The organism is Paraburkholderia sp. J41, assembly GCF_905220235.1.
In the GTDB taxonomy this organism is placed as follows: domain Bacteria; phylum Pseudomonadota; class Gammaproteobacteria; order Burkholderiales; family Burkholderiaceae; genus Paraburkholderia.
The window spans coordinates 1-14,788 of record NZ_CAJMZE010000004.1 but is presented as its reverse complement, the minus strand read 5'-3'; the positions used below and the strand labels follow the sequence as shown (position 1 = coordinate 14,788).

The following is a 14,788-nucleotide window of genomic DNA, read 5'->3' as shown; positions in this document are numbered from 1 at the left end:
TGTCGGCCGCGCGCGAGAGCCCGGGCCGTAATCGATGAAAGCGCGCCGCCGCACGCGCCGGCGGCGCGGCGGGCGGCGCGCGCGACGGCTAGCGGTCGAGGCCGGCCATCAGCACGTACTTGAGTTCGAGGTATTCGTCGAGACCGTACTTCGAGCCTTCGCGGCCGAGGCCCGACTGCTTCACGCCGCCGAACGGCGCGACCTCGGTCGAGATGATGCCGTCGTTGACGCCGACCATGCCCGACTCCAGCGCCTCGGAGACGCGCCACGCGCGGCCGAGATCGCGCGTGTAGAAGTACGCCGACAAACCGTAGGGCGTGTCGTTGGCGAGCGCGATCACTTCCTGTTCCGTGCCGAAGCGGAAGCACGCGGCCACCGGGCCGAAGGTTTCCTCGTCGGCGACCAGCATCTCGCGCGTCGCGCCGCCGATCACCGTGGGCTCGTAGAACGTGCCGCCGAGCGCGTGACGCTTGCCGCCCGTGAGCACTTGCGCGCCGTGGCGCTGGGCGTCGGCGACGTGCGCTTCGACCTTGGCGAGCGCGGCCTCGTTGATGAGCGGCCCCTGATCGAATTCGCCCTTGAGCGCGTTGCCCACGCGCAGTTCGCGCACGGCTTTCGTGAGCGCCTGCGTGAACGCGTCGTAAATGCCGTCCTGCACGTAGAAGCGGTTGACGCACACGCAGGTCTGCCCGGTGTTGCGGAACTTCGAGGCGATGGCGCCTTGCACGGCCGCTTCGAGATCGGCGTCGTCGAACACGATGAACGGCGCGTTGCCGCCCAGTTCGAGCGAGAGCTTCTTGAGCGTGTCCGCCGACTGGCGCGCGAGCAGCTTGCCCACGCGCGTCGAGCCTGTGAACGAGAGCTTGCGCACGACCGGCGACTCGGTGAGCGCGTTGCCGATCGCCACCGCGTCGCCCGACACGACGTTGAACACGCCCGCGGGCACGCCGGCCTGTTCCGCCAGCACGGCGAGCGCGAACGCGCTCAACGGCGTTTCCTCCGACGGCTTGAGCACCATCGTGCAACCGGCCGCCAGCGCCGGGCCGGCTTTACGCGTGATCATCGCGAGCGGGAAATTCCACGGCGTGATGGCGGCGACCACGCCCACGGGCTCGCGCGTCACGACGATGCGCGAATGGGGCTTCGGGCTCGGAATCACGTCGCCGTAGCTGCGCTTCGCTTCTTCGGCGAACCATTCGAGAAAGCTGGCCGCGTAGGCCACTTCGCCGCGCGCTTCGGCGAGCGGCTTGCCTTGTTCGCGCGAGAGCAGTTCCGCGAGCGCGTCGCGATGCTGGAGCATCAGCTCGCCCCAGCGCTTCACGCGCGCGCCGCGCTCCTTGGCCGTGAGCGTGCGCCAGGCCGGAAAGGCGCGCTGGGCGGCGGCGATGGCTTCGCTCGTTTCTTCCGCGCCGCCCTTCGCGACCTGCGCGATCACCTCGCCCGTGGCCGGATTGCGAACCGCGTAGGTGGCCGCGCCCGTGCGCCAGGCGCCGTCGATGTAATGGCCGGTGCGCAGAAAATCGCTCATGCCGCCTCCTGGCCGAGTTCCGCGAGCGACTGCGCCGGGCGCGGCTCGCGCGGCACGCGGCGGCCCGCCGTGTAGTCGTTGATGAGATCGCACGGCGTGTAGTTGCGGTCGATCTCGTAGTGTTCTTCGTCGGTGAGCTTAGTTGCGAGCGCGGCGAGCGCGCTGTCGAACTGCGCCGGCGAATCCGCGCCCACCAGCATGCTCGACACGCCCGCGCGCTCCAGCACCCACGCCTGCGCGATCTGCGCGGGCGTCACGCCGCGCGCACGCGCCACGCGCGCCACCGAAGCGGCGATCTCGCGCGAAGCCGTATCGCCGTACATCTGCGCGGTGAAGAAGTCGGTCTGGTTGCGCGTCGAGTTCGGATCGCTCGACAACAAACCGCGCGCCAGCGGGCTGAACACCGAAACGCCCACGCCTTGATCCACGCAGTACGGAATCATTTCGCGCTCCTCCTCGCGATACGCGGCGTTCAGTTGCAACTGCATGTTGATCGGCTTGTGCCAGCCGTTCTTCTCGCAGGCCTGCATGATCTTCGCGAACTGCCACGTGTACATGGTCGAAACGCCCACGTAGCGCGCCTTGCCCGAGCGCACGATGTCGTCGAGCGCGCCCATGGTTTCTTCGACGGGCGTGTTCACGTCGAAGTAATGGAGCATGAAGATGTCGACGTAATCCATGCCGAGGCGCTTGAGCGAACCGTCGATGCCGTCCATCACGTGCTTGCGCGAATGGCCGCCCGCGTTCTGGTACGCGCCCATGTCGTAGCCCACCTTGGTGGTCACGACAATTTCCTCGCGGCGCGCAAGGCGCTTGAGAATGCGGCCGACGACCTCCTCGCCCACGCCGGTCGAATAAAAGTCGGCGAGATCAATGAAGTTCACGCCCGCTTCGAGCGCGTGGCGCACGATCGGCTCGCTCTGCGCTTCGTCGAAAATCCAGGGCTTCCAGTCCGGCGTGCCCATGTTCATCGTGCCGAGGCACAAACGCGAAACCTTCAGGCCCGACTGGCCGAGACGCACGTATTCCATTTGGCGGTCTCCTTACTTTTTCGGCGTGTAGAACGGGTTCGAGACGTCGCGCGCGGCGGCGAACACGTCCGCCTTGCGCGGCAGCCCTTCCATTGCGGCGACGATGGCGTTCTTGCAGGCGCGGTAGTTGTTCTCGAACACGGCGTCGAGGTCGTCGGTCCTGGGGTTGACCCAGTTCGCGGACACGACCACCCAGTCGTTCTCGGCTTCGGGCGGCAGCGTGCCGTTTTCGAGCGATTCGGCAACGGCCTTGGCGATGCCGGCCTGCGAGGCGCCCCAGGTGGCGTTGCCGTGGAAGTCGCCTTCGATCTGCGCCTTGTTCACGTAAAGCGTGAGCGGCTTGGTCGGCACGCCCGGCTGCGCGATCACGACGAACGGCGCGTGACCGGCCGAGGGCGTGGCGAGCGCGGTGGCGAACGCCTGACCGGCCGGGCCGTTGCGCGGGCCGACCAGCACGTTGATATGAGCGAGATTGACGCCCGGGCCTTCGAAACCTTCGCCGATGAAAAGCTGCTTGTCCATCCGTCTGCTCCTGTCCTGTCTTTCTTGAGGAAAAATCGTGGACGGATTGTGCGCGGGCGCCGCGCGGCGGATGAATCGATGATTTCTCGGCGGGGCGTGAGATTAACTCATATCCGGGTTATTGCTGATGGGAGCGCTCGCCGCGCGCCCTGGCGGCGCAAGGGCGGCGGCGAGCGGCGGCGCTGGATCGAGGCTTTTTTCGGCCTGCGGTGCGGCCTTCGGTGCGGCCTTCGGTTACGGCGTTGGTTACGGCCTGGGGTTACGGCGCTGGATTGCGCCTTACTTCACCACGACTTCCGTATGCCCGACGGCGGGCGGCTTCTCGAAGAACGGGCCGACCAGCGCGCGCCATTCCTGGAAGTCGGGCGATTCGCGGAAGTGGACCATGTGGTCTTCCACGCTATCCCATTGCACGACGAGCACGTACTGATTCGGCTCCTCCACGCTGCGCTGCAATTCCACGGCGCGGCAGCCGCGCGCGCGATGGAACAGCGGCAGCGCTTTGGCGACGTTCGCCTCGAATTCGGCGTTCTTGCCCGCGCTCACGGTGATGTGCGCCATTTCGTAGACCATCTGCATATCCTTTCGATCGGTTAAACGTTGAGCTTGCCGGGCGGCTCACCGGAGCCGCTCGACCACTTCGTCGGCGATGGCGAGCGAGGCGGTCAGCCCCGGCGATTCGATACCGTACAGGTTCACGAGCCCGTTCGCGCCATGCTCGCCGGCGTCCTGGATCACAAAGTCGCCGGACTGCGCCAACTTCGGGCGGATGCCAGCATAACCCGGCAGGAGCGCGCCGTCAGGCAGCGCGGGCCAGTAGTTGCGGATCGCGGCGTAGAAATGCTCGGCGCGGCGCGGGTCGACGGTGTAGTCGATGGCGTCGATCCATTCGACATCCGGGCCGAAGCGCGCCTGGCCGCCCAGGTCGAGCGTGAGATGCACGCCCAGGCCGCCCGGCTCCGGCACGGGATACACCAGCCGCGAAAACGGCGCCGCGCCCGCGAGCGAATAGTAGTTGCCCTTCGCATAGCGCCACGGCAGGATCGACGCGGCGCGAATGCCGCGAAGGGTTTGCGCGACCTGCTGCGCGTAGAGGCCCGCGCTGTTCACCACGCGCGTGGCGAGCAGTTGCGTGGGCTCGGCGCCGCCCACCTCGAGCAAGATCGGCTGGCCGGCTCGAACCGCGCCGCCCACGACCGGCGAGCAGAACGCGATCATGCCGCCCGCCGCCTCGAAGTCGCCTTGCAGCGCGAGCATGAGGCCGTGGCTGTCCACAATGCCTGTCGACGGCGATTCGAGCGCGGCCACGCAATCCAGCGCGGGCTCCTTCGCGAGCGCTTCCTCGCGCGTGAGCCACGCGAGGTCGTCGACGCCGTTGGCCGCGGCCGCCGCGCGAATCGCCCGCAGTGCGTCGAGCTGCGATTCGCCGGTCGCGACGATGAGCTTGCCGCATCGGCGATACGCCACGCCTTTTTCCTCGCAGTACGCGTACAGCTTGCGTTTGCCTTCCACGCACAGGCGCGCTTTCAGCGAATCCCTCGCGTAGTAGATGCCCGCGTGGATCACTTCGCTGTTGCGCGAACTGGTGCCCGTGCCGATGGCGTTTTCGGCCTCCACGAGCACGGTTTCCCAGCCTTGCCGGGCGCACGCGCGCGCCACCGCGAGACCGACCACGCCCGCGCCGATCACGACGCAATCGATCGTGTCCGTCATGCCTTGCCCCTTTCCCGCCCGCGCGAGTCGTGTTGTCGATGGCGATATTGTGCCGTGTCGCGCCGCGCGCGTCGTATGATCGACTGCGTGATCGAACCCATGATCGACTTGCGCAATCGACCGCGCGATGGCAGCACACGAGCCGGCACTGAGAGCCGGAGCGATTTCACACCATAACGACATCATCGAGCCGTGAGCCAGCCCGAACTTCTGAACCTCGCGCATTTGCGCGCCTTTCGCCTCGTGGCCGACACCGGCAGCGCCACCCGCGCCGCGTCGGCCCTGTATCGCGCGCAATCGGCCGTCACGCGCTCGGTGCAGGAACTCGAAACCGCGCTCGGCGCGCCGCTGTTCGAGCGCAAGCCTTCGGGCATGCTGCCGACGGCCGTGGGCCGCGTCGTGCTCGACCGCTGCGCGCGCATCTTCGGCGAACTCGAGGAACTGGCCCAGTGGTGCGCGGCGCGCCAGGCGCGGCGGCGCGCGCTCGGCGAAGGCACGCTGCCCGCGTATCTGCTCAACACGCGGCGGCTGCAACTGTTCGTCGCGCTCGCGCGGCACCGTCACATGCCGAGCACGGCCAACGCGTTCGGCATCAGCCAGCCCGCCGTGAGCAGCGCGATGCGCGTGCTCGAAAGCGGCTCGGGCATCACGCTGTTCCATCGCGGGCCGCGCGGCGTGCTGCTCACGGCCGAAGGCGAAACCTTTTTGCTGCACGTACGCCGCGCGCTCAACGAACTGCGCCATATTCCCGACGATATCGCCGCGCTGCACGGCAATATCCAGGGCGCGGTGACGGTGGGCGCGCTGCCGCTCGGCCGCACGCTGATTCTGCCCGCCGCCATCGCGCGGCTTTCGGCGCGGCATCCCGGCGTGCGCGTCGTGACCGACGAAAGCGCCTATGAATTGCTCGTGGCCGGTTTGCGCGCGGGCGACATCGACTTCGTGCTCGGCGCGCTGCGCGAAAACGACGCCGCAAGCGGCCTCGCCAACGAGCGGTTGATGTCGGAGGACATGGTCGTGCTCGCGCGGCGCGATCATCCTCTCGCGAACGCGCGCGACCTCACGCTGAACGACTTGCGCGACGCGCAGTGGATACTCTCGCGCGCGCACTCGCCCCAGCGCGGGCTGCTCGAGGCGCAATTCCGGCGCTTCAAGCTCAAGCCGCCGATGCCGACCGTGGAAACCGCCGATCTCGCCGTGATTCGCGGCCTGCTGCTCGGCACCGACATGGTCGCCGCGCTTTCCGCGCAGCAATTGCATTACGAGATCGAATCGGGCCAGCTCGCGATCCTCGACGTGCCGTTGCAGCACACGCGGCGCGACATCGGTCTCACGCTGCGCGCGCAAGGCACGCCCTCGCCGGCCGCGCGCGCGTTGATCGACGCGCTGCGCCTCGCGGTCGCCGACGTCGCGCCCGCGACACGCGTGATCGAAAGCGGACGCACGCACTGAGCGGACGAGATTCGTGACGAGGGTCGGCGGCTGATTCGGCACGCCTCCGACTCGTTCTCGACGTTTCGATTCGACGTTTCAGTCCGACGTTTCGCCTGCGGAATCGACCTGTTGCATCGCCATGAGCCGGGCCCGGCAGTTTCACGCCGGGCTTTTCTTTTGTCGCCGCGCGCCCCGCGGCGATGCAGCCATCGCGCACCCTGATTTATGCAATCCGCATAGTTTGATAGTATGCGTTCGCTGACATTTCCTCGTGGCATGCGCCGCCATGCATTCCGGCGTAGCCGCGCGAACGGTCGATTCCATCACAAGGTGCTCCTTGGTTTCCTCTACGTCCGACGCTCCCGATCCAGAAAACGATCCAGACAGCGCGTCCAACGCAGCGCGCAATGACGTTCCCACCCCGCGCGGACGTGGCCGTCCGGTGACGATTTCGCGCGAGGCACGCCGCTGCCAGATTCTCAAAGCCGCGGAACGTCTCTTCAGGCAGGCGGGTTATGCGAACACGAGCATGGCCGACATCGCGCGCGCGTGCGAAACCTCGAAGCGCACGCTCTACGAAGTTTTCGCCACCAAGGAAGCGCTTTTTCGCGCGCTGGTTGCCGACGTGGAATCGTTCCCGGCGACTGTCGAGGAAACATCGGACAAAACGTCGCCCGAAACATCAGACGAAACCAACGGCAATGCGAGCGCGCACGACACGCTCGAAGCCGCGCTCAAGGCCATCGCTCATTACGTGCTGCGCGAGCGTCATGTCACGGTGTGCCGTCTCGTGATCGCCGAGTCGAATCTCTTTCCCGAGATTCGTGAGCACTACTACGAGCAAGGCATTCACCGCAGCAAGCTGTGGCTCGAAGCGCGCCTTGAGGCGTTGGTCGCGCAACGGCGCATCGCGCCGATCAACGTCGATCGCACCGCCGACATGCTGTTCGGCGCCGTGATCGGCACGCATCTGATCGCGGCCATCAGCAGCTATCGCGAAGCGCCCGACATGGCCGAAGTCGCCGCGAAAGCGCGCGAGGCCGTGGCGCGTCTTGTCGATTTATCGGCGTAATTCGAATGCAATAAGGCAAGCCGAGGAAACCGGCTCATTGCTTCGGCATCCTTAGCATGACATGGCGTCATGCTGACGCGGACTCGGCGCACCACGTCTTCCACATGTGCCGATACGCGGCTTCCATGTTGCGCGCGAAACGCGCGCCGTCCATGAGCGCGGAGCTTTCCATGCGCGCGCGCAAACCGGCGCGCAACGCGGCAAGGCGCGGCAAGTCGCGCGCGAGCGCGGTCGTGGCGGCAACGTAGCTCGCGTCACTTTGCGCCGCCAGTTCCGGCAAGCCGAGATTCGCGAGCAGGCAAAGCCCGGCGCGGCTCACCGCCGAACGCCCGTAGCGCGTGGGTACGGGCACGCCCATCCACAACGCGTCGAGGCTCGTGGTGTGGCCGTTGGCCGGAAACGTGTCGAGCGCGATGTCGATCTGCCCATAAGTACGCAGATAATCGGCGCGCGCCTGAAAACCCACGAAGCGCAAGCGTGCGGCATCGACGCCGTGCGCCGCGAAACGCTGCGTCAGGTGCTCGCGCGCCGTGCCTTCGGGCGCCATCAGCAGAAGTTGCGCATCGGGCAACGCGGCAAATACGCCGGACCATAGCGCCAGCGTGGCGTCGGTCAACTTGCAGGGATTATTCAGGCATCCGAACGTTATGTGCCCGGCGCGAAGCGCGGGGAGCGCATTCACCGGCATGTCCTGCGCCAGCGAGTCGTAACACCAGAACGTGTCGGGCAGGCGCAGCGAACGCTCGGTGTATTGATCGTCGATATGCGGCACGTCCACGGGATCGATCCACGGGTCCGTGAGACGCCAGCCGATCGACGGGCTGCCGGTCGTGCCCGGATACGCGAGCCATGCAAGCTGCACGGGCGCGGGGCGGCGCGCGAACAGCAGGCGCCGCGCACCGTCCATGTGCATCGTGAGATCGACGAGCACGTCGATGCGATCGTCGCGAATCTGCTGCGCGAGGCGTTCGTCGTCTAGTTGGTGCGCGTCGCGCCAGAGGTCGGCGTGACGCTTGAGCTGCGCCGTCACGTCGTCGGTCTGCGCGCCGAGCGAATAGCAGACGATCTCGAACGCCGCGTGATCGTGATGGCTCAGCAGCGGCGTGGTAAACAGCGACTGGCAGTGATTGCGAAAATCCGGCGACACGTAGCCGATGCGCAGCCGCCGTTCGGGCTCGCACGCGTTGTCGTGGCGCCGCGCGACGCTCGCGGTCAGCAGCGCCTGCTCGTGGCGCGCCGCGAATTGCTCGGCTTCGGCGCGCAGCGCGTGACCGTCGTCGGTGGCGAACATCAGCGACCAGAGCAGATTGCTGTGCGCGCCGAGATGCGCGGGATTCGCCGCCATCGCCCGCCGGTAGCACGCGATGGCTTCTTCGATGCGGCCGGCCTTGCTGCTTGCGTTGCCGAGATTGAGGAGCGCATCGGCAAAATCGGGCTTCAGTTCGATGGCGCGCAGGAACGCGGCGCGCGCTTCGTCGATACGGCCCAACTGCATCTTCAGATTGCCGAGGTTGTTCCACGCCGACACGCGGCCGGGTTCGCGCGCGAGCGCGCGTTCGAGCGCCGCCTGTGCCTCGTCGATACGGCCGGCGCCCAGCAGCACGCAACCGAGATTCGTGAGCACCTCCGCGGAATCGGGCGCGAGCGTGCGCGCGTGTTCGAGCATGGCGAGCGCTTCGGCGTCGCGACGCGTGGCGAGCAGCACCTGCGCGAGATTGTTGCAGGCGCCCGCGTGGCCAGGCGCGAGTTCGAGCGTATGGCGCAGCACGGCTTCCGCGCGCGCGAATTCGCCCGCCTTGTACAACATGGTGCCGAAGTTGAAGTGGATGGCCGCGTGCGCCGGCGCCAGCGCGATCGCGCGTTCGAAGCAGAGCGTCGCCTGTTCGCAATCTCCCGCTTCGCCATGGAGATGGCCGAGGTTGTTGAGCGCGATCGGGGAATCGGGCTGCAACTCGACGGCGCGACGTAGCGCGCGAATGGCGAGATCGCGATCGGCGGCCTCGCAGGTCATCGCGAAATTCATGAGAAACGACGGATCTTCGCGCACCGAGAGCGCACGCGTAATGAGCGCGCGGGCGGCCTGTCGGTCGCGCGCGAGTTCGACGAGACCCGCGAGATTCAGCGCTTCGGCGTGATCGGGATTGACGGCGATAAGGCGCTCGCACAGCGCGCGGGCCGTTGCCGTGTCACCGCGCTGCCAGGCCGCCTCGGCGGCGGCGAACGACGCTTGCGCGCCGTCGATGTTGGGGGGAGTGGACATGATCGGAAACGCTTCCGCTCGCGCCATCGAGCCGCGCACGGAGGAGCGATAAACGCATAACAGCCGATTATCGCCGCGTCTCAAAAGCGCGGATCGAAACGTGCGCGAGCCGCCTCAGCGCGGCGGCCGGCGAGGGCCGTCGGGCGCGCAACCGGGACGCCACCGGGGCGCAACCAGGGCGCAACCAGGGCGTTAGTGATCCTTATGGTCGGCGCCCCAGCGCGATTTCAGACACGCCACCGCGCGATCACCGAACGTCACCGAATCGAACCAGGCCTGCGCCCGCGCGAGTTCGTCGAGCGCGCGATCGAGCCGGGATTGCGCCGCGCCGTGCGTGGAGGCGGCCGAAATCGCACTGGAACCGGAACCCGCGCCGGCGTCCCCGCGCAGCGCGCGAAAGGCGCGGTCGACATTGCGGCTGGCCTCAAAAAAGCGTTGCGCAGCCTCGGCTTCGCGCGAACGGGTGTGTATCGCCATGGAGCAGTTCCATCGTGAGCTGGGTCCAGTCTCCCGCGAGGGAAACCTTGCGCACGCCATGCCGCGCCGAGGCGTGGTCGGCCGGCGGCACATCGAACAGATCTTGCGTGTAACCGCGCCCTTGCTGCGCCGGCGGCCGGGTGCGCAGGCGCCGGGTGAGATCGGCATAAGTGTCGAAGTCGCCCATGCGCGACGCCTCGTGAATGGCCGCAAGTTCCCGCGCCGTGACGAGCGAGGGCTGCGTGAGGCGCACGAAATACGGCGCTTCCAGCTCCGCCGAAAACACGAGCGGATGACGCTTGCCGCCCGCCTCGCCGTCGCGCTCGATGCAGTCGACCACGACCGTGCCTTGCGACGGGCTGGGCGCCTTGCCCGTGTTCACGCTGCGCAGCCGCTCCGGATGCACGCGCAGCGAACTGCCGACGCTCAACTCCGTGGGCGAAACGCATACGAGCGCGTAGTAATGCTCGCGCGGGGCGCCCGACGGCAACGTGGCCGAACTCGTGACGAATACGTGGCGGGGAAGCTGGCGCACCTGGCCGCCCGCGTCCACCCAGGCGTTCCAGACCAGCGCGTCCGGCTGCGGTGCGCGCTTGCCGGCTTCCCTGCGCGGGCGGCCGGCCGCCGCCGAGAAAAGCGCGAGCAGCGAACCGGTGCGCAGCGCCGCGACCTGCGCGCTGCTGCCGAGCGACTGACCGATCCCCCACAGAAAACGCCCGCCGCCCAGCCGGCGCTCCCACTCCTTGCGCAGGACGAGGGTGGGGAGATCAGCGCCTGCCTCGGCCCCGATACGGGACCAGCAAAACGTGGGCGGTAGGTGTTTCAGTGCCATCGACTTCCTCGGAGTTGCTGCCGCTCGCTCCATTCGCGAGCAATTCAATAACCGTTACTGTATAGGTATAATGCATGACATGGAAGCCCCAGACACTTCTTTATCAGCGCGTTTTCCGGTCCAGGAACTGCTGCGGCAGCTCGCGGACGATTCGCGCTCTGCCAGTGAAATAGCGCGTCTCGCCGGGGTGAGTCAACCCACGGTTTCGCGTCTGCGTGCGTCCAGCGGGAAACGCGTGAGACGCAGCGCGTCATTCAATAAGCTATGCAATTTCTACGGTGTGAGGGCGCCTGCGGCGGCGCGGCCGGCAACCGCCTATAACGAATTGCTGCGCAATGCGATCGTCGAGGCGTGGGACGGATCGGAGGAACACGGGCGCGCGCTGCTCGTCGTCATCAACGGCTTGAAGGAATTGCGGGAGCGGCCGGGGTAACCCGTAGCGGGAAAAAAAGCGCAAAAGGTAACCGCTTATGGGACCGACTCTGCGCCGGGACGGCCTGTAGCGGCCTGCGAGCGCGCCGAAGCGCGTCGGACGGCGCAAGAAGAACGCGAAATCCCCATAAACGGTGACCTTTGAATTTCACCTTCGACTCTCGCGGCGGCACCCGCAGCGCTTGCGTAAGATGGGCGAATCCAGAGGAAATATGCGATGACGCCTGGCGCTCCGGCCGTCGCGTCGCGAAGTTTTACATTGGCTCCTCCCGACCATGACCGCCGATCTTCACGCCGCTTCTGACCCTCCCGCACCGTCGGCCGCTGTGCTGCGCGGACAATGCCTGTGCGGCGCCGTGCGCTACGCCGTCAAGAACGCGTTTCGCTATTCGTTCAATTGCCACTGCTCGAACTGCCGCCGGGCCACGGGTTCCGCGTTCAAGCCTCTGGCCGGCATCGAGCGCGACGCGTTGCGACTCACGCAAGGCGAAGCCGAATTACGGCTTTATGGCGATCCAATGGCGGCGCACGACGCGATTTGCGGCCGATGCGGCTCGCGCCTTTATTCCGTAGTGCGTGAAGGCAAGTGGGTGCATGTGACGCTCGGCACGCTCGTCGATACGCCCGGCATCCGGCCGACGGCGCACATCTTCGTCGGCTCGAAAGCGGCGTGGTTCGAGATCACCGATACGTTGCCGCAATACGATGAATTTCCGCCGTAACGCCCTCGCCGGTTCGGTTCGGCGACTTTGCACAAAGAATCGGGCCTGGTCCGCGCTCCGGCCATTGCGGCGGCGTGCTGCGTCTGACTGACGCACGAGGGCTGAAAATGGCGCGCGACGGGGCTGGGCTGCTTTGTAGCGCGTTTGCGCCCCGGTTCAAGTCCCAGCGCTAGCGACCGGTCCGCCGAAACGCAGCACGCAAGCTTTGCGCGCGGGTGCCGTCAACGCGGCGTCGACGCGGTGCGTTCAACGGATATGCAATTGCGATGCGGAGCGCACCAGCGCCGCATTCACGACGGGGAACAATTGAATACGAGGCCATCGTCACCATATCGAAAAAGACAGGTTTTACGCGAACCATCGCAAGCGTGAAACGTCCAATTGGCCTCACAGAAAATTCGCGAACGGCTTATGCGTCTTTTCGGTATGGTCCGACCCTGGGAAGGCGCCAATAAGGGCGCCAATGTGCCGCAAACACCACGATTCGGGTTGCCTCTCATGCCGTAACGCACTACCATACGCGATCTTTCTGCATTGCACGAAAATCCAGGCTGCCGCTCGTGCGGCGCTCGCTTGGCGGGACCGGCATGCGCCCCCGCCCACTCCCCTGCAATTTCGTCATCGCCAGGACGCCACGCCGCTGGCGCGTGACCCTTTTTGCCCTTGTCGGGCTATCCCTTCGAGGAGATTGTATTGACAAGCCATGACCGGGACGACACGGTGACCTCGTCTGCCCGCCCCGCACGCCGCTCGGCGAAAGACAAGAGCAGCGATGCGACTCCAATGGACGCAAGCTCGCAACTCGAAAAGCGCCAGCATCAAATGCGCGCGCTGATCAAGCTCGGCCGTGAACGCGGCTATTTGACGCACGCCGACATTAACGACCATCTGCCCGACAACTTCGCGCAGACGGCCGCGCTCGAAACCATCGTCGCGACGTTCAACGACATGGGCGTGCAGGTGTACGAGCAGGCGCCCGACGCCGACACGCTGCTGCTGAACGAAGATTCCCGCGCCGACCAGCAAGCCGACGACGAAGCCGACGAGGAAGTCGAAGTCGCGCTCTCGACCGTCGACTCGGAATTCGGCCGTACGACCGACCCCGTGCGCATGTATATGCGCGAAATGGGTTCGAGCGAGCTGCTCACGCGCGCCGGCGAAATCGAAGTTGCCAAGCGCATCGAAGACGGCCTCCAGGAAATGATCCAGGCGATCGCGGCGTGCCCGTCGATCGTCGCGACCATTCTCGCCGACGCCGACCGCGTTGCCGCCGACGAAATGCGCATCGACGAACTCGTCGATGGCATCGGCAGCGACGAAGCCGCGCAGGAACCCGCGCTGGCCGACGCCGACGCAAGCGAAGAAGTCGAAGCGCAAGCCTCGGACGAATCGGACGACGACGAATCGGACGACGACGAAGACAGCGACGGCGACAACAGCAAGGCGAACGAAGCGCTGCTCGCGCAGCTCAAGGCGGATAGCCTCGGGATCTTCGCGCGCGTGCGCACGCTGTTCGAACAGATGTCGTGCATAACGGACGACAACGCGCGCGCCTCGGCCGCCGAAATGAAGATTTGCGCGGAAATCCAGAAGGAACTCGCGCCGATCCGCTTCACGGCTCGCACGATTGACCGCCTGTGCTCGCTGCTGCACGAGCAGGTCACGCAGATTCGCGCGATTGAGCGCAACGTGCTGCACATCGTCGTGGACCGCTGCGGCATGCCGCGCGAAGCGTTCGTCGAACAGTTCCCGGGCCACGAAACGGACCTCGAATGGGGCGTGCGCGCCGCCGCCGCGTCGAACAAATACGGTGCGTCGCTCGAGCGCGCGTTGCCGGCGGTTCAAGCCGAGCAGCGCAAGCTCGCCGAAATCGAAGCGGCCGCTTCGCTTTCCCTACAGCAGATCAAGGCGATCAACCGCCGCATGACCGTCGCCGAATCGAAGATGCGCCAGGCGAAGGGCGAGATGGTCAAGGCCAACCTGCGTCTTGTGATTTCGATCGCGAAGAAGTACGTGAACCGCGGCATGCAGTTCCTCGACCTGATCCAGGAAGGCAACATCGGCCTGATGAAGGCGGTGGACAAGTTCGAATATCGCCGTGGCTGGAAGTTCTCGACGTATGCGACGTGGTGGGTGCGTCAGGCCGTGACGCGGGCGCTCGCCGACCAGGCGCGCACGATTCGCGTGCCGGTACACATGATCGAAACGATCAACAAGCTCAACCGCATTTCGCGCGAGATTCTGCAACAGACGGGCATGGAAGCGCACCCGGCCGATCTCGCCGCGCGCATGGGCATGACCGAAGAGAAAGTGCGCGGCATCCTCAAGATCGCCAAGCAGCCGGTTTCGCTCGAAAGCCCGGTGGGCGACGACGGTGACGCGACGCTCGGCGACATGATCGAGGACGCGGGTTCGGCGTCGCCGGCCGACGCGGCAATCCATGCGAACATGCGCGCCGCGATCGACGAGGCGCTCAAGGCGCTTTCGCCGCGCGAGGCGAAGGTGCTGCGCATGCGTTACGGCATCGACACGACTTCGGACCATACGCTTGAAGAAGTGGGCAAGCAGTTCGACGTGACGCGCGAACGTATTCGCCAGATCGAAAGCAAGGCAATGCGCAAGCTGATGCACCCGAGTCGCGCCGACAAGCTGCGGCCGTTCCTGGAGCGTTGATTCGCGCGGATTGCACGCAGTTTTGTGCAGCCTTGGTTTTGGAACAGCCGCCCTAAGGGGCGGCTGTTTTTTTATGTGCGCTTATTCGATGA

At 66.2% G+C, this 14,788-nt stretch carries 13 protein-coding genes; 5 read left to right on the top strand and 8 right to left on the bottom strand.

Annotated features, from left to right (window positions below):
- Nucleotides 1-88: 88 nt before the first annotated feature.
- From U5805_RS05160 to U5805_RS05140, 5 genes are all read right to left on the bottom strand, one after another.
- The gene (locus U5805_RS05160) at nucleotides 89-1,528 is read right to left on the bottom strand and encodes an NAD-dependent succinate-semialdehyde dehydrogenase (RefSeq protein WP_322102376.1); all 1,440 of its coding nucleotides are present in this window, start codon (nucleotides 1,526-1,528) and stop codon (nucleotides 89-91) included.
- A complete protein-coding gene (locus tag U5805_RS05155) occupies nucleotides 1,525-2,559 on the bottom strand; it encodes an aldo/keto reductase (protein WP_322102375.1) in 1,035 nt (344 codons plus the stop codon). Before U5805_RS05155 ends, U5805_RS05160 begins: the two co-directional genes overlap by 4 nt.
- A 12-nt stretch (nucleotides 2,560-2,571) precedes the next feature.
- The gene (gene fae / locus U5805_RS05150; protein ID WP_322102374.1) at nucleotides 2,572-3,081 is read right to left on the bottom strand and encodes a formaldehyde-activating enzyme; all 510 of its coding nucleotides are present in this window, start codon (nucleotides 3,079-3,081) and stop codon (nucleotides 2,572-2,574) included.
- Nucleotides 3,082-3,360: 279 nt separating this feature from the next.
- Complete coding sequence (locus tag U5805_RS05145; protein WP_322102373.1) at nucleotides 3,361-3,654, bottom strand: antibiotic biosynthesis monooxygenase; 294 nt, start codon at nucleotides 3,652-3,654, stop codon at nucleotides 3,361-3,363.
- Between the two features lie 45 nt (nucleotides 3,655-3,699).
- Entirely contained in the window at nucleotides 3,700-4,794 is a 1,095-nt protein-coding gene (locus U5805_RS05140) for an NAD(P)/FAD-dependent oxidoreductase (protein ID WP_322102372.1), read from the bottom strand.
- A 192-nt stretch (nucleotides 4,795-4,986) separates the two neighbouring features.
- On the opposite strand from U5805_RS05140, the gene U5805_RS05135 reads away from it, so the two are divergent.
- Together U5805_RS05135 and U5805_RS05130 are read left to right on the top strand one after the other, a co-directional pair.
- Complete coding sequence (locus tag U5805_RS05135) at nucleotides 4,987-6,246, top strand: LysR family transcriptional regulator (protein ID WP_322102371.1); 1,260 nt, start codon at nucleotides 4,987-4,989, stop codon at nucleotides 6,244-6,246.
- Between the two features lie 424 nt (nucleotides 6,247-6,670).
- Nucleotides 6,671-7,300, top strand: coding sequence for a TetR/AcrR family transcriptional regulator (locus U5805_RS05130; RefSeq protein WP_322102370.1), 630 nt, complete (start codon nucleotides 6,671-6,673; stop codon nucleotides 7,298-7,300).
- A gap of 67 nt (nucleotides 7,301-7,367) precedes the next feature.
- Here the strand turns inward: U5805_RS05130 and U5805_RS05125 are convergent, their stop codons facing one another.
- From U5805_RS05125 to U5805_RS05115, 3 genes are all read right to left on the bottom strand, one after another.
- Nucleotides 7,368-9,560 (bottom strand): tetratricopeptide repeat protein, encoded by a 2,193-nt coding sequence (locus U5805_RS05125; protein ID WP_322102369.1) that lies wholly within the window; start codon nucleotides 9,558-9,560, stop codon nucleotides 7,368-7,370.
- Nucleotides 9,561-9,752: 192 nt separating this feature from the next.
- Nucleotides 9,753-10,037, bottom strand: a complete 285-nt coding sequence (locus tag U5805_RS05120; RefSeq protein WP_322102368.1) for a hypothetical protein — start codon at nucleotides 10,035-10,037, stop codon at nucleotides 9,753-9,755.
- Nucleotides 9,985-10,869, bottom strand: a complete 885-nt coding sequence (locus U5805_RS05115; protein ID WP_322102367.1) for a hypothetical protein — start codon at nucleotides 10,867-10,869, stop codon at nucleotides 9,985-9,987. Before U5805_RS05115 ends, U5805_RS05120 begins: the two co-directional genes overlap by 53 nt.
- A 79-nt stretch (nucleotides 10,870-10,948) precedes the next feature.
- Between U5805_RS05115 and U5805_RS05110 the strand changes: the two genes are divergently transcribed.
- From U5805_RS05110 to rpoD, 3 genes are all read left to right on the top strand, one after another.
- Nucleotides 10,949-11,302 (top strand): ArsR family transcriptional regulator, encoded by a 354-nt coding sequence (locus U5805_RS05110; RefSeq protein WP_415914538.1) that lies wholly within the window; start codon nucleotides 10,949-10,951, stop codon nucleotides 11,300-11,302.
- 274 nt (nucleotides 11,303-11,576) lie between these two features.
- Complete coding sequence (locus tag U5805_RS05105; RefSeq protein ID WP_322102365.1) at nucleotides 11,577-12,023, top strand: GFA family protein; 447 nt, start codon at nucleotides 11,577-11,579, stop codon at nucleotides 12,021-12,023.
- 693 nt (nucleotides 12,024-12,716) lie between these two features.
- Entirely contained in the window at nucleotides 12,717-14,696 is a 1,980-nt protein-coding gene (gene rpoD, locus U5805_RS05100) for an RNA polymerase sigma factor RpoD (protein ID WP_322102364.1), read from the top strand.
- Nucleotides 14,697-14,788: the final 92 nt, after the last annotated feature.